Origin of the sequence: Alitibacter langaaensis DSM 22999 (genome assembly GCF_003096995.1) — a bacterium.
GTDB lineage: Bacteria > Pseudomonadota > Gammaproteobacteria > Enterobacterales > Pasteurellaceae > Exercitatus > Exercitatus langaaensis.
This window is the reverse complement of sequence record NZ_QENU01000004.1, coordinates 100,439-118,588: the sequence shown is the minus strand read 5'-3', so window position 1 is coordinate 118,588 and position 18,150 is coordinate 100,439. Positions and strand designations below refer to the sequence as shown.

18 protein-coding genes and 1 tRNA gene are annotated in these 18,150 nt (G+C 40.5%); 11 read left to right on the top strand and 8 right to left on the bottom strand.

Going from position 1 to position 18,150, the window contains the following annotated elements:
- The first annotated feature begins 108 nt into the window (after positions 1 to 108).
- The 4 genes from C8D76_RS04530 (at position 109) to C8D76_RS04515 (ending at position 4,268) form a co-directional block, all read left to right on the top strand.
- Positions 109 to 1,215 (top strand): TIGR01620 family protein, encoded by a 1,107-nt coding sequence (locus tag C8D76_RS04530; protein WP_116631613.1) that lies wholly within the window; start codon positions 109 to 111, stop codon positions 1,213 to 1,215.
- A gap of 63 nt (positions 1,216 to 1,278) precedes the next feature.
- A complete protein-coding gene (locus tag C8D76_RS04525; protein WP_423802746.1) occupies positions 1,279 to 2,271 on the top strand; it encodes a sigma 54-interacting transcriptional regulator in 993 nt (330 codons plus the stop codon).
- 284 nt (positions 2,272 to 2,555) lie between these two features.
- Complete coding sequence (locus C8D76_RS04520) at positions 2,556 to 3,359, top strand: outer membrane protein (protein ID WP_116631612.1); 804 nt, start codon at positions 2,556 to 2,558, stop codon at positions 3,357 to 3,359.
- A 90-nt stretch (positions 3,360 to 3,449) separates the two neighbouring features.
- Positions 3,450 to 4,268 carry an outer membrane protein gene (locus tag C8D76_RS04515; protein WP_116631611.1) on the top strand — a complete coding sequence of 273 codons (819 nt, stop codon included), beginning with the start codon at positions 3,450 to 3,452 and terminating at the stop codon, positions 4,266 to 4,268.
- A gap of 106 nt (positions 4,269 to 4,374) precedes the next feature.
- Here C8D76_RS04515 and hflX read toward each other — a convergent pair whose 3' ends face one another.
- The 8 genes from hflX to orn form a co-directional block, all read right to left on the bottom strand.
- Entirely contained in the window at positions 4,375 to 5,757 is a 1,383-nt protein-coding gene (gene hflX / locus C8D76_RS04510) for a ribosome rescue GTPase HflX (protein ID WP_116631610.1), read from the bottom strand.
- Between the two features lie 3 nt (positions 5,758 to 5,760).
- Entirely contained in the window at positions 5,761 to 6,045 is a 285-nt protein-coding gene (hfq, locus tag C8D76_RS04505) for an RNA chaperone Hfq (protein ID WP_116631609.1), read from the bottom strand.
- A gap of 73 nt (positions 6,046 to 6,118) precedes the next feature.
- Positions 6,119 to 7,066, bottom strand: coding sequence for a tRNA (adenosine(37)-N6)-dimethylallyltransferase MiaA (miaA, locus tag C8D76_RS04500; protein ID WP_116631608.1), 948 nt, complete (start codon positions 7,064 to 7,066; stop codon positions 6,119 to 6,121).
- 3 nt (positions 7,067 to 7,069) lie between these two features.
- A complete protein-coding gene (mutL, locus tag C8D76_RS04495; RefSeq protein WP_116631607.1) occupies positions 7,070 to 8,974 on the bottom strand; it encodes a DNA mismatch repair endonuclease MutL in 1,905 nt (634 codons plus the stop codon).
- 3 nt (positions 8,975 to 8,977) lie between these two features.
- The gene (locus C8D76_RS04490) at positions 8,978 to 10,747 is read right to left on the bottom strand and encodes a LysM peptidoglycan-binding domain-containing protein (RefSeq protein WP_479768639.1); all 1,770 of its coding nucleotides are present in this window, start codon (positions 10,745 to 10,747) and stop codon (positions 8,978 to 8,980) included.
- 91 nt (positions 10,748 to 10,838) lie between these two features.
- Entirely contained in the window at positions 10,839 to 11,330 is a 492-nt protein-coding gene (gene tsaE / locus C8D76_RS04485) for a tRNA (adenosine(37)-N6)-threonylcarbamoyltransferase complex ATPase subunit type 1 TsaE (protein ID WP_116631605.1), read from the bottom strand.
- A gap of 291 nt (positions 11,331 to 11,621) precedes the next feature.
- Positions 11,622 to 11,697: transfer RNA gene (locus C8D76_RS04480), tRNA-Gly, on the bottom strand.
- A 91-nt stretch (positions 11,698 to 11,788) separates the two neighbouring features.
- Entirely contained in the window at positions 11,789 to 12,337 is a 549-nt protein-coding gene (gene orn / locus C8D76_RS04475) for an oligoribonuclease (protein ID WP_116631604.1), read from the bottom strand.
- A gap of 58 nt (positions 12,338 to 12,395) precedes the next feature.
- Between orn and rsgA the strand changes: the two genes are divergently transcribed.
- The 7 genes from rsgA (at position 12,396) to C8D76_RS04440 (ending at position 18,127) form a co-directional block, all read left to right on the top strand.
- Positions 12,396 to 13,442 (top strand): small ribosomal subunit biogenesis GTPase RsgA, encoded by a 1,047-nt coding sequence (gene rsgA, locus C8D76_RS04470; protein ID WP_116631603.1) that lies wholly within the window; start codon positions 12,396 to 12,398, stop codon positions 13,440 to 13,442.
- A 387-nt stretch (positions 13,443 to 13,829) separates the two neighbouring features.
- Positions 13,830 to 14,087, top strand: a complete 258-nt coding sequence (gene ptsH / locus C8D76_RS04465; RefSeq protein WP_115638499.1) for a phosphocarrier protein Hpr — start codon at positions 13,830 to 13,832, stop codon at positions 14,085 to 14,087.
- Between the two features lie 106 nt (positions 14,088 to 14,193).
- A complete protein-coding gene (gene ptsI / locus C8D76_RS04460) occupies positions 14,194 to 15,921 on the top strand; it encodes a phosphoenolpyruvate-protein phosphotransferase PtsI (protein ID WP_116631602.1) in 1,728 nt (575 codons plus the stop codon).
- A 60-nt stretch (positions 15,922 to 15,981) separates the two neighbouring features.
- Positions 15,982 to 16,482 carry a PTS glucose transporter subunit IIA gene (gene crr / locus C8D76_RS04455; protein ID WP_116631601.1) on the top strand — a complete coding sequence of 167 codons (501 nt, stop codon included), beginning with the start codon at positions 15,982 to 15,984 and terminating at the stop codon, positions 16,480 to 16,482.
- A gap of 72 nt (positions 16,483 to 16,554) precedes the next feature.
- Positions 16,555 to 16,884 carry a YbaB/EbfC family nucleoid-associated protein gene (locus tag C8D76_RS04450; protein WP_116631600.1) on the top strand — a complete coding sequence of 110 codons (330 nt, stop codon included), beginning with the start codon at positions 16,555 to 16,557 and terminating at the stop codon, positions 16,882 to 16,884.
- 85 nt (positions 16,885 to 16,969) lie between these two features.
- Complete coding sequence (gene recR / locus C8D76_RS04445) at positions 16,970 to 17,572, top strand: recombination mediator RecR (RefSeq protein ID WP_116631599.1); 603 nt, start codon at positions 16,970 to 16,972, stop codon at positions 17,570 to 17,572.
- 3 nt (positions 17,573 to 17,575) lie between these two features.
- The gene (locus C8D76_RS04440; protein ID WP_116631598.1) at positions 17,576 to 18,127 is read left to right on the top strand and encodes a TorD/DmsD family molecular chaperone; all 552 of its coding nucleotides are present in this window, start codon (positions 17,576 to 17,578) and stop codon (positions 18,125 to 18,127) included.
- Positions 18,128 to 18,150 lie beyond the last annotated feature (23 nt).

Sequence of the window (18,150 nt, the reverse complement as noted above, 5' to 3'; positions counted from 1 at the left end):
CTTTAAAATGAAATGTAAAAAAGAATGGCAAAATTCTAACACTTCATGGTTATATGGAATAGTAGGAAATGCTGCTTTTGTGATTTAGATCATTAATTAGAGAAATATATGAACGATAAACGAATTTTTGAACAGGTTGAAACCACTGAAACTCAGGAAACTTTCCAGCCGAAAAAAGAGTTTGATGACAGCGCAGAAATTACGCCAGATTTGACCGCACTTAGCGTTGATTCTTTAGATATCGATTCTTTAGGCGCAGAGCCTTTAGATGGCGAATTGCTTACGGAAAACTTTGAACAGGCGATTAATCCTAAACCACGCTGGTGGAAACGCCTTGTGGTATTAACGCTTGTGCTTTTTTTAGTGGGCACTGTTGCGCAGTCTGTGCAATGGCTGGTGGATACTTGGCAAGCCCATCAATGGATTTATTTTGTGTTTGCTTTAGTGAGCTGTTCTTTTGTCGTATTAGGCGTTTCGGCGCTGTTCAAAGAAATGTGGCGTTTGCGATATTTGCGTCAGCATTTAGACAGACAAGCGCAAAGTGCGGTCATTTTTCAGGAAAATTTTTCTGCCGAACATTTTACCCCTGAGCAAAGCAAAGCGCTGTGCGAAAAAATTGCGGATGAAATGCAGATTGACGAGCAACATCCTGCTTTATTGCAATGGCAACGCCAAATTAATGATGGACATTCTGCAGAAGAAATTGCCTATTTATTCAGCCAAAATGTTTTGGTTACTGCGGATAAGCAAGCGAAAAAAATCATCACCCGCACCGCCATTGAAAGTGCGACGGTTGTGGCGATCAGCCCATTGGCTGTGGTGGATATGTTTTTTGTGGCATGGCGAAATATCCGCTTAGTTAATCGCATCGCCAAAATTTACGGCATTGAATTAGGCTATTTCAGCCGCTTACGCCTAATGCGTTTAGTGCTGATGAATATTGCCTTTACTGGCGCAACAGAATTGCTACATGATCTTGGTATGGATTGGATCTCGCAAGATCTCACTGCGAAGCTATCCGCCCGTGCCGCACAAGGTATTGGCGTTGGCTTATTAACCGCGCGCTTAGGCATTAAAGCGATGGAATTTTGTCGTCCAATGGTATTTCAACGTGACGAGAAACCGCGCTTGCGCCATATTCAAAAAGAATTATTAACCACCTTGAAAAACGCGGTATTAAATCCGAGCAAATTAAAAGAAAAGGAAAAAGTTTAGAATGCTGTAAACATAAATTGACGTTTAACGCATTTCAGCGTACATTTACAAGCAATGTTTTTTATGGAACAAGAAAAAATGACAGAAAATTCACTGCACTTTAGCTTTGATAATGTTAGTTTTGATAACATCGTGGCACATAGCCCGAAAATGCGAATTTTAGTGGAAAATGCGAAAAAATTTGCTCAATTAGATGCCCCGTTACTAATTCAAGGGGAAACTGGTACGGGCAAAGATTTAATTGCCAAGGCTTGTCATCAATGGAGTGCTCGTTCTGCGGGCAAGTTTATCGCGGTGAACTGCGCAGGCTTGCCAAGTGAAGATGCGGAAAGCGAAATGTTTGGTCAAGCAAAGGGCGATAAAACCACGCAGGGTTTTTTTGAATATGCCGATGGTGGCACCGTTTTGTTAGACGGTATTGCGGAGCTATCGTTGCCACTGCAAGCCAAATTATTGCGCTTTCTGACTGATGGCAGCTTTCGCCGCGTGGGAGAAGAACGTGAACATTATGCGAATGTTCGCGTCATTTGCACCTCACAAGTGTCGCTTGAGCAATATGTGGAGCAGGGGAAAGTGCGTGCAGATTTATTTCATCGCTTAAATGTGTTGAGTTTAGACGTGCCAACTTTGCGTGAACGTCAAGAAGATATGGCGGAATTAGTGGCGTTGTTCGTTGCCCAAATCAGTGAAAATCTTCATATTTCAGCACCGCACTTTGATGAATCTTTCTTGCAATATTTAAAAAATTATACTTGGACGGGCAACGTGCGGGAACTTTACAACGCCTTATATCGAGCTTGTTCACTGGCTGAAAATAACCAACTTTCAATTGTCCACTTAAATTTACAAGCAAAAGCCCCCATAGCTTTAAACAACGAAATGTCTGTTGAACAATTTGCAGATTTAACCCTTGATGAAATTATGTCGAGCTATGAAAGCCAAGTATTGCGAGAGTTTTATAAACAATACCCAAGCACAAGAAAACTGGCTGCGAGATTAGGGGTATCACACACCGCTGTGGCAAATAAATTGAAAGCCTACGGAATCGGAAAATAAGCAATCTGAAAATAAATTTCAGACGATTGGGTAATTAAATAATACTTAGCCACATTTTTGATGATGTGGCTATTTTTTCTTTTTAGAGCGATGAAAGTGGTCGTGTTTTTTCTGAGTGATTAGTCAATATATTTCATATCCGATTAATAATTAATTGCAACTTATCCGTAAATCGACATCTATATTTCAATTTTGTTCCCATATTTCAAAAATTATTCTATCATTTCGTTATTGTTTTTGTTAGAATTCATTTCGGATTTATTTAATTCAAAAAAGGGTTTATTATGATGAAAAAGAACATTGTGTTGTTAAGCCTTGGTGCTCTTAGCATCCCATTTGCACATGCTACAAATTGGACTGGTTATTATGCAGGTGTTAATGTAGGGTTAAATTCAGGGACTGTTACCTTAGAAAATACATCTCTGTCTGATGGAAATAGCCCATTCCATAAAATATATGAAGAAATTCCTATCATTGGCGAAATATCTGGTTCACCTGAAAATGGAAGAATGGGAGTTGGATCGACCTCATACGGTATACAATTAGGTCATCTAACCGAAACTGATTCTTCTTGGGTTTTAGGTTGGGAACTTTCATTAAATCGTTTTACACATAAAAGAAATGACTCTCCTTTCATCATTGAAAGCAAAAGTGAACCGTATGTTCATAATATGACTTTTAGCGGAGGACGTAGTCAGATTAAATTTGATGCAAAATTAAAAGGCATTATTGGTTATAAAATTAAAGAAGATTTTGTACCATATGTCTCGTTAGGTGCATCCCTTGCAAAAATTGATTATCAGATAGCCAATAAAGCTGAGAGTTGTACTAGAGGTCAGAATGATATTAGCTGGTCTTGTGAAAATCTTGCTGATTATGCATGGGGAAGAAATCAACTTTTATCAAAACACTCTTATTATGATTATGGCTATAATTATGGAATAGGCTTCTTCTATGCATTAACTGATAAGGTAGTGCTTAATATGGAAATAAGTAGAACGCATATGGAACCATTAAATGGTTATATGAGTGCGGACATTTCAGCTAAATATACAAACTATAAATTAGGCTTAAATTACCGTTTTTAGTATATCTGAATATAATTTGTTCAAAATCTCTAGCTTTAAAGAGCTAGGGGTTTTAACATGAACTTATAGGATAATAAAGCAGGATTTATTATGAAAAAACACATAGTTCTTTTAGGAATTGGTTTATTTAGCATGCCATTTGCGCAAGCAACAAACTGGACTGGTTATTATGCTGGCGTAAATGTGGGGTATAATGTTGGCCATCTTGACCTTGAGACCCCTTCTATTCACGATAAAAATAGCCCTCTCAATTTTATTGGCAGCGAAATAGAGCAAGATCCAAGCAACCCTTTAAATCCTCATTTGCAAGGTGGGAATTTTAAAGTAGGGCGGCATTCATTTGGAATACAATTAGGTTATTTAGAAGAAGTAGAGTCATCTTGGGTTTTGGGTTGGGAGCTTTCATTAAATAAATTCAATCATAAAAAAAATAATGATCAATTATTTCTGATAAGTCAAAAAAAACCTATAACTCATGAAGTTACACTTCCAGATGGATATAGTCATCTTAAATTTGAGACAAAACTAAAAGGTATTATAGGATATAAAGTAAAAGAGAGGTTCTTGCCTTATGTCTCATTAGGAGCATCTTTCGCAAAAATTGATTTTAGATTTACTTCTATGGATGGACGAGGACCTGAAAGCTGTAGGACTCCATTTGTAGGAGGTGAATGGCGTTGTGAACATCTCTCAGGATATGCGCCAGGTAGAAATCAGCTTATAGGGAAACATTCTTATTTTGATTATGGTTACAACTATGGTGTGGGATTCTTCTATGCGTTGACAGACAATGTTTCGCTTAATTTAGAAGTTAATAGAACACATCTTAAACCATTAAAAGGATATATGGAGCAAAAGATTTCTGCTAAATATACCAACTATAAGCTAGGGCTAAATTATCATTTTTAATGAATTTTATAGATTAGTGTAATGTTTTATAAGGAATAGGTTTTTAATCTATTCCTTATTTTTTATATCATATATAGTTCAATTCTTTAGCTTTAACCATTTATCATTAACAAATCGTACTTTTCACTTCACTTGGCGTATATTGCTCTAACAACGGAAACTGCTTCACTAATTTCAGCCATTCAACTTTGTCGATTTCGATAGCTAGCTCAAATTCCCCTTGTTCATTGATGTGTTCTTGGCGAATGCAATTTAGCTCATAAAAAGCATGGCGAACTCGTCCAAGATTGGGGGCGAGAGAAATATGTAATTTAAAAATTTCATCACTTAAGCGTAAGCGAATAGCATCAAATAAAAGCTCAATACCTGCGCTTGATTGGGCGGATAAATAAACCGCTACGGGCTGGTTTTCCTCATTCCACTCAATATGCGGTTGTATGTTTTCTAGCTGATCAATTTTATTGTAAACCAATAGCACAGGTATATCTTGTGCGTTAATTTCTTCTAAAACTTGGTGCACGGCGTCCATATTTTCCAATTTACGCGTATCGCTAGCGTCAATGACATGCAGTAATAAACTGGCTTCCGTGGTTTCTTGCAGGGTTGATTTAAACGCGGAAACCAAAGCGTGTGGCAAATCACGGATAAATCCTACGGTGTCCGCTAAAATAGTGGTGCCCACATCTTGAATGTGTAAACGGCGCAAAGTTGGGTCTAACGTGGCGAAAAGTTGATCTGCTGCATACACATCAGACTGCGTCAACTTATTGAATAAGGTAGATTTTCCTGCATTGGTGTAGCCAACCAGTGAGACAGTGGGAATATCAGCCTTTTGCCGAGTTTGGCGGTTTTGATTACGCTGTTTTGTCACTTTCTCAAGGCGATTTTGCAGCTGTGCAATGCGCACTTTAATTAAACGGCGATCGGTTTCTAGTTGGGTTTCGCCAGGCCCGCGCAAGCCGACCGCCCCTTTTTGTTGATCCAACCCTGTTTTACGACGCACTAATCTTGTGGCTAAATGTTTTAATTGAGCCAATTCCACTTGCAGTTTACCTTCGTGAGAACGGGCACGTTGGGCAAAAATATCCAAAATTAATCCTGTCCTATCCACAACACGACATTGACACAAGCTTTCCAAATTACGCGCCTGCGCTGGTGTGAGCTGATGATTAACTAAAATCACATCGGCATCGTGGGTTTTTACGGCTTGGGCTATTTCATCGGCTTTACCTTGTCCGACAAAATATTTCGCTTGTGGCGTGCTGCGTGAAGTGGTAATCACTTCTGCAATCTCAACTTGATCCGATTTGGCGAGCAGCTGAAATTCGGTTAAATCGTCTAAATTTTTAATTTGTGAAAAGAAAACATGCACGACAATCGCACGATCGGATTGATGTGAGTGCGAGGTATTTTCTGGAGATGTAGAAAGTGCGGTGGAAATTTCACAAATTTTCACCGCACTTGGATTGGATAAATTCTCGTTAGTCAACGATTATTCCGTTTGCGCTGTTTCAGCAGGCGCAGCTGCGGTATTTTGAGACTGTTGATATTGCGCATTATTGTTGTGGTGCGACACCGCGCGCGCAGGAACCACAGTAGAAATGGCGTGTTTATATACCATTTGATTAACTGTGTTCTTCAACAGAATGACAAATTGGTCGAATGACTCGATTTGACCTTGCAATTTAATGCCATTCACAAGATAAATCGACACGGGGATACGCTCACGACGGAGTGCGTTTAAATAAGGATCTTGTAATGATTGTCCTTTTGCCATTTGGGTACCTTCTTATTATTTATTGTTGTTATACACCGCTCATCTCTCGCGGCGCGTTCCACTATATCAAGTTTTAGCGGTTTTGCATAGTCGAATCAAAGACTTGTATGAGCTTTTCTAAATTTTGCTGCTGTTGCAGGCTATCTAACCAAGTGATCGGCGCTTTCCAACCGCGTAGCCAAGTGATTTGGCGTTTAGCGAGTTGACGGGTGGCGCAAATGCCCCGATAAATAGCTTCATCCAGATTATAATCCCCTTGTAAATGTTCCCACATTTGGCGATAGCCCACACAACGAATAGAGGGCAGATCTAAGTGCAAATCCGTGCGCGCGAAGAGTTTTTCCACTTCTTGTTTAAAGCCGAGTTCTATCATTTTGTGAAAACGTAATGCAATGCGTTCGTGCAAAATGCTGCGCTCAGTCGGGGCAATCGCAAATTGCAGAAGATTATAAGGCAGGCTTTCCCCTTTTTGCGCAGTTAATTCCGTGAGCGATTTTCCTGTGAGATAAAACACTTCCAACGCACGGTTAATACGTTGGCTATCGTTAGGGTTTATGCGTGCGCCAGCAACAGGGTCAATTTGCATCAATTCTTGGTGTAATGCTGCCCAACCTTGTTTTGCTGCTTTTTCTTCAATTTCTGACCGCACTTTTTCATCGGCGTTTGGCAGGGGAGAAAGACCGTCCATCAAGGCTTTGTAATACAGCATTGTTCCCCCTACCAATAATGGGATTTTGCCTTGTGAAGTGATCTCTGCCATTTCACGCAATGCGTCTTCACGAAAATTCATCGCGGAATAACTTTCGGCAGGATCTAAAATATCAATAAGACGATGAGGAGCTAATGCCAGTTCTGCTTTGCTTGGTTTTGCCGTGCCAATATCCATACCTTTGTAAATCAAGGCGCTGTCTACACTGATGACTTCCACGGGTAAGCTTTGACGTAATTTTATGGCAAGATCAGTTTTGCCTGAGGCGGTGGGCCCCATCAGAAAAATGGCGGTAGGTTTGCTATTTGGCATGGATTACTCGGTTAAATAAGGGCTGAAATCGATCTCTGTCAGCAGTGAATTTAGGGCTATTTTATTTTGCTTGGCAATCAATAATTCCACTTCTTGCAGCAAATTGACCGCGCTGGCGAAGACCTGAATATCCGCTAATTCTAGCAGCGCGCAAAGTGCGGTCAAAAATTCGTGAATTTCTTCAAATTGATGATTGAGTTGCGACATCACAATATACTGTAAATTTTGTTGGCGCAAACATTGTGGCACGCTGTTGAGAGTAATTCTGTGCTGCGCAAGATTTTCCACAAATTCAAAACCTGCTTGTTCAAAGAATGTTTTTTGTTGCTGCCAAGCTTGTTCTAATTGGTCGGTTAAACGAAACACCACCGGGATCAACAAGGGCTGTTTCGCCGTTTGTGCATTCAATGACAATTCAAATCGCACTCGTTGCAGGCGAGTGAGTGATAACAGATAAAACTGCTCGTTTTGTTGTAATAACAAGGCTTTATTTTTAACTAATGCTAACGCACGCAGCACGCTGCTGTTTTGCGGTTGATCGCTGATTGGCGCAAGAGAAACATCCGCATGAGGCTCTGTTTGCAATAAATCCGCATAGGCTTTTTGCTCTGTCTTGCTCACATTTTCGTGCTGAAAATATGGCGTGGCAGGATTTGATGAAAAGTGCGGTGAAAAATCAGAGCGTTTTGATCTAATTGTGTGTTCTGAACGCGCGGTGCTTGTATTGCCTGTTGTTTGGGCTGTTGCTGTGGTTATTGTTTGAGCCGTTGTTTGAGCTGTATAGTGGGGCGAAAAAATATTACGCCCAGCGGCAGCGCGATTTTCTCGAATGCTTGGTGCATAAGAATAATTCGCTTGTGGCTCTTGAATTTGGTTGTCTTGTTCTTTGGACTGAGAAAAATCAAATTGCTCTGCGCTGAGCAACGCATTCGCAATGCCTTGGCACACAAAATCGTGAATTAAACGCGCTTGATGAAAACGCACTTCATGCTTGGTTGGGTGCACGTTAACATCCACATCATTGGGGTTGAGATCCAAAAATAACACGAAAGCAGGGTATTGCTCCGCACCTAAATGTTCTGCATAAGCCTGACGAATTGCATGATTTATCACTTTGTCTTTCACCATTCGCCCATTGATATAACAATAATTCAGATCATTTTGCGCGCGCGTGGACTGAGGCGTTGCCACCCAACCCGACAGATGTAAATCATCATGTTTCCAATCAATTTGTAGGGCGTGCTGTACAAAATCATCGCCACAGATCGCAGCGACACGCTTTAATTTTTGCTGATCATTGACCGCACTTTTATATTGGCGAATGATTTTGCCATTGTGGGTTAATGTTAAGACGATATGCGGTTTGGCGAGCGCAATACGGCGAATCACTTCATCAATGTGAGCAAATTCTGTTTTATCTGTGCGCAAAAATTTACGGCGTGCAGGGGTGTTGAAGAAGAGATTGGCAACTTCAACGCTCGTGCCGACAGGGTGTGAGGCGGGGCGAATAGTATGTTCTTGATCGCGCCCTTGCACAAAAACTTGCCAAGCTTCATTTTGCTCTGCGGTGCGAGAAGTGAGTGTTAGACGAGAAACAGAACTGATACTGGCTAAGGCTTCGCCACGAAAGCCAAAACTTAAGATTGCTTCAAGATCGTCAATGCTCGTGATTTTGCTGGTGGCGTGGCGCGCCAATGCGAGTGCTAACTCATCTTTGGCGATGCCAAGCCCATTATCGCGGATACGAATTAAAGTCGCGCCCCCGTTTTCAATATCTATACGAATGTTATTGGCGCCAGCATCCAAGCTATTTTCTACCAATTCTTTTACCACTGACGCAGGGCGTTCCACCACTTCACCAGCAGCGATTTGGTTCGCGAGTTGTGGGGGTAAAATTTGAATTGGCATTTTCTATTCCTTCACTCTAATTTTTTGTCCAACAATAATTTTTTCATTCTTTAAGTTTGGATTGAGCTTTAATAATTTATCTGGCGTGGTGCCATACAAGCGAGAAATCATAAATAGCGTTTGGTTTTTCTCTACGGTATGGAATTTTCCCTTTGTGGCTTTCGCCGATTTTGTATCCGCTTTGCTGTTTTGTGCGTTGGCTTTTTTCTCTTTCTCCGATTTGGCTTCTTGCACTTTTCCCACTTTCGCTTTTTCAGCTTTTACTTTTTCAGGTTTTGCTTTTTCAGCTTTTACTTTTTCCACGTTGGCGGCTTTCGCAGGGATTTTTAGTTTATCGCCAATGCGCAATGTGCGTTGTTTTAGGTTATTTAACGCCAGAATATCATCGGTTTTCACATTGTATTGTTTAGCGATTTTATCTAAGCGATCACCCGATTTCACGGTGTAAACGGTGCCACTATCTTTGACGTTGGCCGCAGTTTGGGCTGCTTGTTTATCTGTTTTAGCTTGCGATTTATCGTCAGTTTTGACCGCACTTTTACCATTATCGGGAATACGCAAACGTTGCCCGATGAACAGTTCTTTACGTTTAAGTTTGTTCAATTCCACAATGTCGTCAGCTTTCACATTGTATTGTTTAGCGATTTTGTCTAAGCGATCACCCAATTTCACGGTGTAAACGGTGCCACTGTCTTTGACGTTGGTCGCAGTTTGGGTGGTTTGTTTATCTGTTTTAGCTTGCGATTTATCGTCAGTTTTGACCGTACTTTTGCCGTTATCAGGAATGTGCAAACGTTGCCCGATGAACAATTCTCTGCGTTTAAGTTTGTTGAGTGCCACAATATCGTCAGCTTTCACATCGTATTGTTTGGCGATTTTATTTAGGTATTCGCCCGATTTTACGGTGTGTTTCACGCCACTGTCTTTAATGGCGAGAGTGCCTTTTTCTTGCTGCGGCTGAGTTTGTTCCGCCGTGTCTTTCTTCAATGCCGGCATTTGTACTGTAGTTTTCACATCTACACCACCATTGCGTCTGCGATATTCCACAATGCCTTGATAGATAATATAGGCAATACGGCGGCGATAAGACGGTGAGCTGAGTTTGGCTTCTTCTTCTGGGTTAGACAAAAAGCCTGTTTCCACTAACACAGAAGGAATATCAGGCGAGCGCAAAACCCCCAGGCTGGCGTGTTGTGGGCGGCTACGGCTAAGGGTAGTGATTTTGGCAAAATTACGCAAAATCGCATCGCCTAATTGATAGCCTTCTCGTTGGCTATGCCCAAATTGTAGATCTAATACCGTTTGGTTGAGATATTTTTCATTGTTATGGGTGGCTAGTACATTGCCTGCGCCGCCGAGTAATTCTGATTGTTTTTCGTGATCTTCTAGCCATTGCCCCATTTCGTCATTGGCGCGGCGATTGGATAAAACCCATACAGACGCGCCGCGTTGTTGGGGATTTTCTGATGAGTCAGCATGAATCGACACGAGATAATTGGCTTTTTTACGCCGTGCGATTTCGGAACGTGAGGGGACAGAAATATAGTAATCGCCCGTGCGCGTCATCACGGCTCGAAAGTTGGGATCTTTATCAAGATAAGCTTTTAGCTCGCGCGCAATCGCAATGGTAACGTCTTTTTCATACATACGCATACTGCGGCTAATTGCCCCAGGGTCTTTGCCGCCATGGCCGGGATCAATCGCGATTGTCCAAGGTTCTGCCTGAGCAGAAAGCGCAAAAAGTGCGGTCAAAAATAACGTAATTTTTTGAATAGCGTTTTTGTTCGCTGAAGTGAGCGCATTTAATGTTTTTAGCAAAAATTTAAGTGAAAAAATACCGAGTGTTTTCATTATTATTTCGTATTTATGATGTTAATTGTGTGATAATTTGTGCACCTTGCGCGGTTTGCGCTATCAATTCGATATGGCGAGCGGTATCCGCATAAGTAATGTTGACTAAAATATCCGCTTCTTCTAACAAGCCTTTTCCTTTTTCCGCCCATTCAATTAAGCAAATGCTATCCGCTGAAAAATAATCGCGAATGCCCATAAATTCCAATTCTTCGGGATCGCTTAAGCGATATAAATCAAAGTGATAAATACGTTTGCCTTGCAGATGATATTCTTCCACCAAGGTGTAAGTCGGGCTTTTCACATTGCCTTGATGACCAAGTCCTTGAATCATTCCACGGCTGAGTGTTGTTTTCCCCGCACCTAACTCACCGTTTAAATATAGCGTAATTCCTTTGGAATTTGTCGCTGACGGCAGTTGGCAGATTGCGGTAATCAATCGTTGACCAAAGGCAATCATAGCGTTTTCATCAGGGAGAAATTGTGAATAAGAATGTGCAAGCATAAGGCTTTTTCGACTTGTTAAAAATGGGCGAAATTGTACCGCACTTTCCAGCGATTAAACAGTAAAAATTCATTACTGATGTGCGCTTATTCATTTCTTTTGATGATCTTAATGGCGATTTTGCTTAAACGTAGATATTTTTTGAAAGGTGATGATGGTTTCAATCAATAATCAGCCTTAATTCAAATTAATTAATGGAAAAGTACGGTCGATTTTTCGATAGTTTTTCTATCATTTGGGAAGAATTTTAGATAAGAAAAAAGGATGCTTTAAAAGCATCCTTTAAAAATTTGGAGCGGGAAACGAGGCTCGAACTCGCGACCCCGACCTTGGCAAGGTCGTGCTCTACCAACTGAGCTATTCCCGCAAAGGTTGTCTATGACAACGGAAACGCATTATACGATTATTTTTTCGTTGTGCAAGTGGAAATTTCAGAAAAATGTTCGCTTGCTGAAAAATTAGTCTAATTGAATAAAATGCTCGCGGTAATAAGCCAGTTCTTTAATGCTTTCACGAATATCGTCTAATGCTAGGTGGGTATTCGCTTTGGTAAAACCGTCTAAAATTTCGGGTTTCCAGCGGCGCGCCAACTCTTTTAATGTGCTGACATCAAGATGACGATAGTGGAAATAATCCGCAAGCTCGGGCATATATTCAAATAAAAAACGTTTATCTTGCGCGACGCTATTGCCACAAATCGGGGATGCGCCTTTCGGCACCCATTTTTTCAAAAAATCGAGAGTTTGTAACTCCGCAGCGCGTTCGGTGAGCTTGCTGGCTTTCACACGTTCCACTAAACCATTTGCCGTATGCGTTTTAACACACCAATCGCTCATTTTGTTTAATAAATCATCCGATTGATGAACCGCCAGCACAGGGCCTTCCGCCAAAATATTGAGATTTTTATCGGTTACGATGGTGGCAATTTCAATAATACGTTCTTTTTTTGGGTCTAACCCCGTCATTTCTAAATCGATCCAAATGAGATTTTCTTTATCTTGCGCCATAATTTCAGTATCCTATTCAAAATTATTTCTATTTTACCCGAAAATTGACCGCACTTTAATGACAAAACGTAAATTAACTCAAAATCAAAAACGCCGTATTCATTCTAATAACGCCAAAGCCTTGGATCGCCATCGCCGTCAAGAGAAAAAAAATATTGATTGGCAAGACGATTTGCTTGGAGATACTCAAGATGGCATCGTAGTCGCCCGCTATTCTATGCACGCGGATGTAGAAAATACGCAAGGCGAGATTTTTCGTTGTAATTTGCGCCGAACCTTAGCCAGTGTTGTGGTGGGGGATCGGGTTATTTGGCGCGAGGGCAAAGAACAATTACAAGGCATTAGTGGCGTGATCGAAGCGGTGCAAGCGCGCAAAAATGAATTGGCGCGCCCAGATTATTATGATGGGCTCAAAGTGATGGCGTCTAACATTGATCGCATTATTATCGTTTCTGCGGTGCTGCCGAGTTTGTCGTTGAACATTATTGATCGTTATTTAGTCATTTGTGAAAATGCGCATATCCCTGCGGTTATCGTGTTAAACAAAATTGATTTATTGTCTGAACAAGAACTCAAGGCGGCAGCTGAACAACTCAAAATTTATGAAGATATTGGTTATCAAACCCTGATGATTTCCGCAGAAACAGGGAAAAATATGGAAAAACTGACCTCACTTTTGACCGATTGCACTTCTATTTTTGTTGGGCAATCTGGGGTGGGAAAATCCAGTTTGGTGAACCAAATTTTACCTGATGTGAATGCACAAACTGGGGAAGTGAGTGCAAATTCTGGGCTGGGGCAACACACGACAACGGCTTCGCGGTTATATCATTTACCACATGGTGGCAATTTAATTGATAGCCCAGGCATTCGCGAATTTGGTTTGTGGCATTTAGAACCCGATCAAATCACCAAAGGTTATCGCGAATTTCAGTATTTTTTAGGCGGATGCAAATTCAGAGATTGCAAGCATCTCAACGATCCACAATGTGCATTGCGTGAGGCAGTGGAGCAGGGGAAAATTCATCCAATACGTTTTGAAAATTATCATCGTTTAATGACAAGCCGCGATGAAAATAAGTCGCAGCGCCACTTTATTGAGTAAAGTTAAATAAAAGCGTTGAATAGAAGGGTTAAATAGAAACGTTGAATAGAAGCAATGATGCAATTGAGCGATGACACAAATAATGTCTTGTTGTTTTTTGCGTAAAAGTTGCTTAAAATGCAATCAGTTTTATCTATTTTTGTGATCTACTTCAAATTTTTCGGCGATTTAACTTGATTAATTACCTAGAATATTGATACTAGCGCCTAGAATTTTTTGCGTGCAAAAAAGTCAGCTTTTTCGACCGCACTTTTAATCCACGATTAAATGAAATGCGTAATCAAACGGAATGTATGGTTGAATGATTTTGCTCGAGAGTTTCGGTGATGAATCACAATTAAATTTTTCACTAAATTTTTTACTTTAAACTTTTAAAAAGGACACATTATGTACTCAAAAGACGTTGAAATTACAGCAGCAGCTGGCTTACATACTCGCCCAGCAGCACAATTCGTTAAAGAAGCAAAAGCATTCGCTTCAGACATTACCGTAACTTCAGCTGGTAAAAGCGCAAGCGCGAAAAGCCTATTTAAATTACAAACTTTAGGCTTAACGCAAGGTACAGTGATTACTATTTCAGCAGAAGGCGAAGACGAACAAGCTGCAGTAGATCATTTAGTTGCTTTAGTGCCAACATTAGAATAATTTTGTTTAGCCATAACACCGAACATTCTTTGTATAAAAGAATCGCGCGGTGTTATGGCTATTATTTTATACGATTATAAATATATAAATATCAGAAGGTTAAATCATGATTTCAGGAATTCCAGCTTCTCCAGGTATTGTTTTCGGTAAAGCACTTGTACTTAAGGAAGAGAAAATTGTACTTGATAATCAAAAAATCGCAGAAGATCAAATTGAGACAGAAATTGCACGTTTTTATGAAGGTCGCACTGCCGCAGTTGAACAGCTCAGCTCAATTCGTGATCGTGCATTAAAGTCATTAGGCGAAGATAAGGCGGCGATTTTTGAAGGCCATTTGATGATTTTAGAAGACGAAGAGTTGGAAGAAGAAATCATTGATTATATCCGTTCTAATAAAGCAAACGCTGCAGCCGCAACTGGAAAAATCATCGATCAACAAGTTGCTATGCTGTCAGAAATTGATGATGAATATTTAAAAGAACGCGCAGGCGATATTCGCGATATTGGTAACCGTTTATTGAAAAATATTTTAGGTATGAATATCGTGGATTTAGGTGAAATTAATGAAGAAGCGATCTTGGTTGCTTATGATTTAACCCCTTCTGAAACGGCGCAGTTAAACCTTGATAAAGTATTAGGTTTTATCACTGATATTGGCGGCCGTACATCCCATACTTCTATTATGGCACGTTCATTAGAGTTGCCAGCGATTGTGGGGACAAACAATATTACTGAGCAAGTCAATTCAGGCGATTTCTTAATTCTTGATGCGATTAATAATGCGGTGTATGTGAATCCAACACAAGAGCAAATTGACGAATTAAGAGCACAAGAAGCGCAATTAGCCGAAGAAAAAGCGGAGCTTGCGAAATTAAAAGATTTACCAGCGTTGACATTAGATGGTCATCGTGTAGATGTTGTGGCGAATATCGGTACCATTCGTGATTGCGAAGGTGCAGATCGTAATGGCGCTGAAGGTGTGGGCTTATACCGTACTGAATTCCTATTTATGGATCGTGATCAGCTACCAACAGAAGAAGAACAATTCCAAGCTTATAAAGAAGTTGTGGAAGCGATGAATGGTCGCCTTGTGGTATTGCGCACTATGGATATTGGTGGCGATAAAGAGCTGCCATACTTAAATTTACCAAAAGAAATGAACCCATTCTTAGGTTGGCGCGCAATTCGTATCGCTTTAGACCGTCGTGAAATTTTACATGCCCAATTACGCGCGGTTTTACGTGCTTCTGCTTTCGGTAAATTAGCTGTTATGTTCCCGATGATTATCTCTGTGGAAGAAATCCGTGAGCTAAAATCGGTAATTGCAGAGTTAAAACAAGAATTACGTAATGAAGGCAAAGCATTCGATGAAAACATTCAGATTGGCGTGATGGTAGAAACACCGTCAGCGGCTGTAAATGCAGAATTCTTAGCAAAAGAAGTCGATTTCTTTAGTATTGGTACAAATGACTTAACACAATATACCTTAGCCGTTGACCGTGGTAACGAAATGATTTCTCACTTATATAACCCAATGTCGCCATCGGTATTAGGTTTAATCAAACAAGTGATTGATGCTTCACATACAGAAGGCAAATGGACTGGAATGTGTGGTGAGTTAGCTGGTGATGAACGCGCAACCTTATTATTATTAGGTATGGGGTTAGATGAGTTCAGTATGAGTGCAATTTCTGTGCCACGCATTAAGAAATTAATTCGTAATGTAAACTTTGCAGATGCGAAAGCATTAGCGGATAAAGCATTACAACTTCCGACTGCCGCAGAGATTGAAAAATTAGTTGATGAATTCTTAAAAGAAAAAACATTAAACTAGATACAAACTGAAGTTTTTGCGTTAGAATACGGAAAATTTAATTAGTTAGGAGATGAATAAATGGGCTTTTTTGCTAAATTATTCGGTTCAAAAGAGAGCCAAGCGGTCGAAGTGAAAATTTACGCACCATTGTCAGGCGAAATCGTCAATATCGAAGATGTACCAGATGTGGTTTTTTCTGAGAAAATCGTCGGTGACGGTGTTGCAATTAATCCTACTGGCGATGTTATTGTTGCACCAGTGGATGGCACAATTGGCAAAATTTTTGAAACTAACCATGCGTTTTCAATGGAATCCACCGAAGGGGTTGAACTTTTCGTTCACTTCGGTATTGATACCGTTGAGTTAAAAGGCGAAGGCTTTACTCGTGTCGCACAAGAAGGTCAAGCTGTAAAACGTGGTGATGTGATCATTAAATTTGATTTAGAACTGTTAAAAGCGAAAGCCAAATCAGTGTTAACTCCAATTGTGATTTCTAATATGGATGAAATTAGCCATATTGAGAAAAAAGTGGGTACAGTAGTGGCTGGTGAGGCTGAAGTTTTATCTCTTAAGAAGTAATCAATAAGATTTAATATTCACTCTAAAAGTTCGCTTTATTTGGCGGACTTTTTCTTTGATAAGGAATGAGAAATGTTCGGAAAAGCAGGATTAGGCGGCTTGATGAAACAAGCGCAACAAATGCAAGAGCGCATGCAGAAAATGCAAGAAGAGATCGCACAGTTAGAAGTGACTGGCGAATCAGGCGCGGGTTTGGTGAAAATTACCATTAATGGTGCGCATAATTGTCGCCGCATTGATATTGATCCTTCCTTAATGGAAGATGATAAAGAAATGTTGGAAGATTTGATCGCCGCAGCATTTAATGATGCGGTGCGTCGTGCTGAAGAATTGCAAAAAGAAAAAATGGCGTCAGTTACCGCAGGAATGTCGTTGCCACCAGGCTTCAAAATGCCATTTTAGTAAAAAAAGTAAATTTTTGACCGCACTTTAAGAGCTTTATAAAGAACTTTGTAGGCTAAAGTGCGGTTTATTTTTAAGGATTTTTATGCAAAGCAGTCCACTTTTAGAAAGTTTGATTGAACATTTACGTTGTTTGCCTGGCGTCGGTCCTAAATCAGCACAGCGTATGGCATATCATTTATTGCAGCGAGATCGCAGCGGCGGCATGAATCTTGCTCGCGCCTTAACAGATGCGATGTCAAAAATTGGACATTGCAGCCATTGTCGTGATTTTACTGAAGAAGAAACCTGCAATATTTGTAATAATCCACGTCGTCAAAACTCGGGTTTGTTGTGTGTTGTCGAAATGCCTGCCGATATTCAAGCGATTGAGCAAACAGGGCAATTTTCAGGGCGTTATTTTGTGCTAATGGGGCATTTATCGCCATTAGATGGCATTGGTCCGAAAGAAATTGGGCTGGATTTATTGCAACAGCGTTTACAAAACGAAGCATTCAGTGAAGTGATTTTGGCGACTAATCCAACAATTGAAGGCGATGCAACGGCGAATTACATCGCCGAAATTTGTTTGCAACAAGGCATTAAAGTAAGCCGTATCGCTCACGGAATCCCAGTGGGGGGCGAATTGGAAATGGTAGATGGCACAACCTTAACCCATTCTTTCTTAGGGCGCCGAGAATTAGGATAAACAATGTCAGCACAAACGTTAAATAATTTTTCTTTGATCAGCCGTTTATTTGGCAATTTGTTTTATCGCGCACCAAATGATGAAATTTTGGCAGGCGTTTTTGCTTGGTTACAGCAAAAAGGCTTGGAGCAAGTTTGGGCATTAGATGTTGATAAACATAGCCAAGCGGCGATTGAGAGTTTGCAAATGCCCATCGCAACAGATGCACTTCAAGCTGAATATGAGTTTCTTTTTGCAGGGGAAGATAGCGTATCTTGCCGAATTTCAGATTATGGGATTAATGTTGATGAATTTATCGCATTTCGCCATGAACGCGGTATGCCTGTGGTGGAAAGTGCGGACAATTTTGGCTTAGTTTTTTTGACAGCCTCTTGGATTGAAGATAACTTAGAGTCCACAGAGGCGCAACGCCATTTATTTGAAGTTTTCTTATTGCCTTGCGCAAATAAATTTTTGGCAAAAGTAGAAAATAGAGCTAGATTGCCATTTTATCGCGCACTAGCATTGTTAAGCCGAGAAATTTTAGCTGCGATGGCAGATGAATTAGACGAATAATGAGAACGGGCGAACTGGTGAGT

Bases quoted from the DNA above. Each gene is read 5' to 3' on its own strand.
- C8D76_RS04520 (WP_116631612.1), top strand. From the start codon at position 2,556: ATGATGAAAAAGAACATTGTGTTGTTAAGCCTTGGTGCTCTTAGCATC.
- C8D76_RS04525 (WP_423802746.1), top strand. From the start codon at position 1,279: ATGGAACAAGAAAAAATGACAGAAAATTCACTGCACTTTAGCTTTGAT.
- orn (WP_116631604.1), bottom strand. From the start codon at position 12,337: ATGGCGCAAGATAAAGAAAATCTCATTTGGATCGATTTAGAAATGACG.
- hfq (WP_116631609.1), bottom strand. From the start codon at position 6,045: ATGGCAAAAGGACAATCATTACAAGATCCTTATTTAAACGCACTCCGT.
- ptsH (WP_115638499.1), top strand. From the start codon at position 13,830: ATGTACTCAAAAGACGTTGAAATTACAGCAGCAGCTGGCTTACATACT.
- C8D76_RS04450 (WP_116631600.1), top strand. From the start codon at position 16,555: ATGTTCGGAAAAGCAGGATTAGGCGGCTTGATGAAACAAGCGCAACAA.
- miaA (WP_116631608.1), bottom strand. From the start codon at position 7,066: ATGCCAAATAGCAAACCTACCGCCATTTTTCTGATGGGGCCCACCGCC.
- crr (WP_116631601.1), top strand. From the start codon at position 15,982: ATGGGCTTTTTTGCTAAATTATTCGGTTCAAAAGAGAGCCAAGCGGTC.
- tsaE (WP_116631605.1), bottom strand. From the start codon at position 11,330: ATGCTTGCACATTCTTATTCACAATTTCTCCCTGATGAAAACGCTATG.
- mutL (WP_116631607.1), bottom strand. From the start codon at position 8,974: ATGCCAATTCAAATTTTACCCCCACAACTCGCGAACCAAATCGCTGCT.
- C8D76_RS04515 (WP_116631611.1), top strand. From the start codon at position 3,450: ATGAAAAAACACATAGTTCTTTTAGGAATTGGTTTATTTAGCATGCCA.
- C8D76_RS04530 (WP_116631613.1), top strand. From the start codon at position 109: ATGAACGATAAACGAATTTTTGAACAGGTTGAAACCACTGAAACTCAG.
- recR (WP_116631599.1), top strand. From the start codon at position 16,970: ATGCAAAGCAGTCCACTTTTAGAAAGTTTGATTGAACATTTACGTTGT.
- rsgA (WP_116631603.1), top strand. From the start codon at position 12,396: ATGACAAAACGTAAATTAACTCAAAATCAAAAACGCCGTATTCATTCT.
- ptsI (WP_116631602.1), top strand. From the start codon at position 14,194: ATGATTTCAGGAATTCCAGCTTCTCCAGGTATTGTTTTCGGTAAAGCA.
- C8D76_RS04440 (WP_116631598.1), top strand. From the start codon at position 17,576: ATGTCAGCACAAACGTTAAATAATTTTTCTTTGATCAGCCGTTTATTT.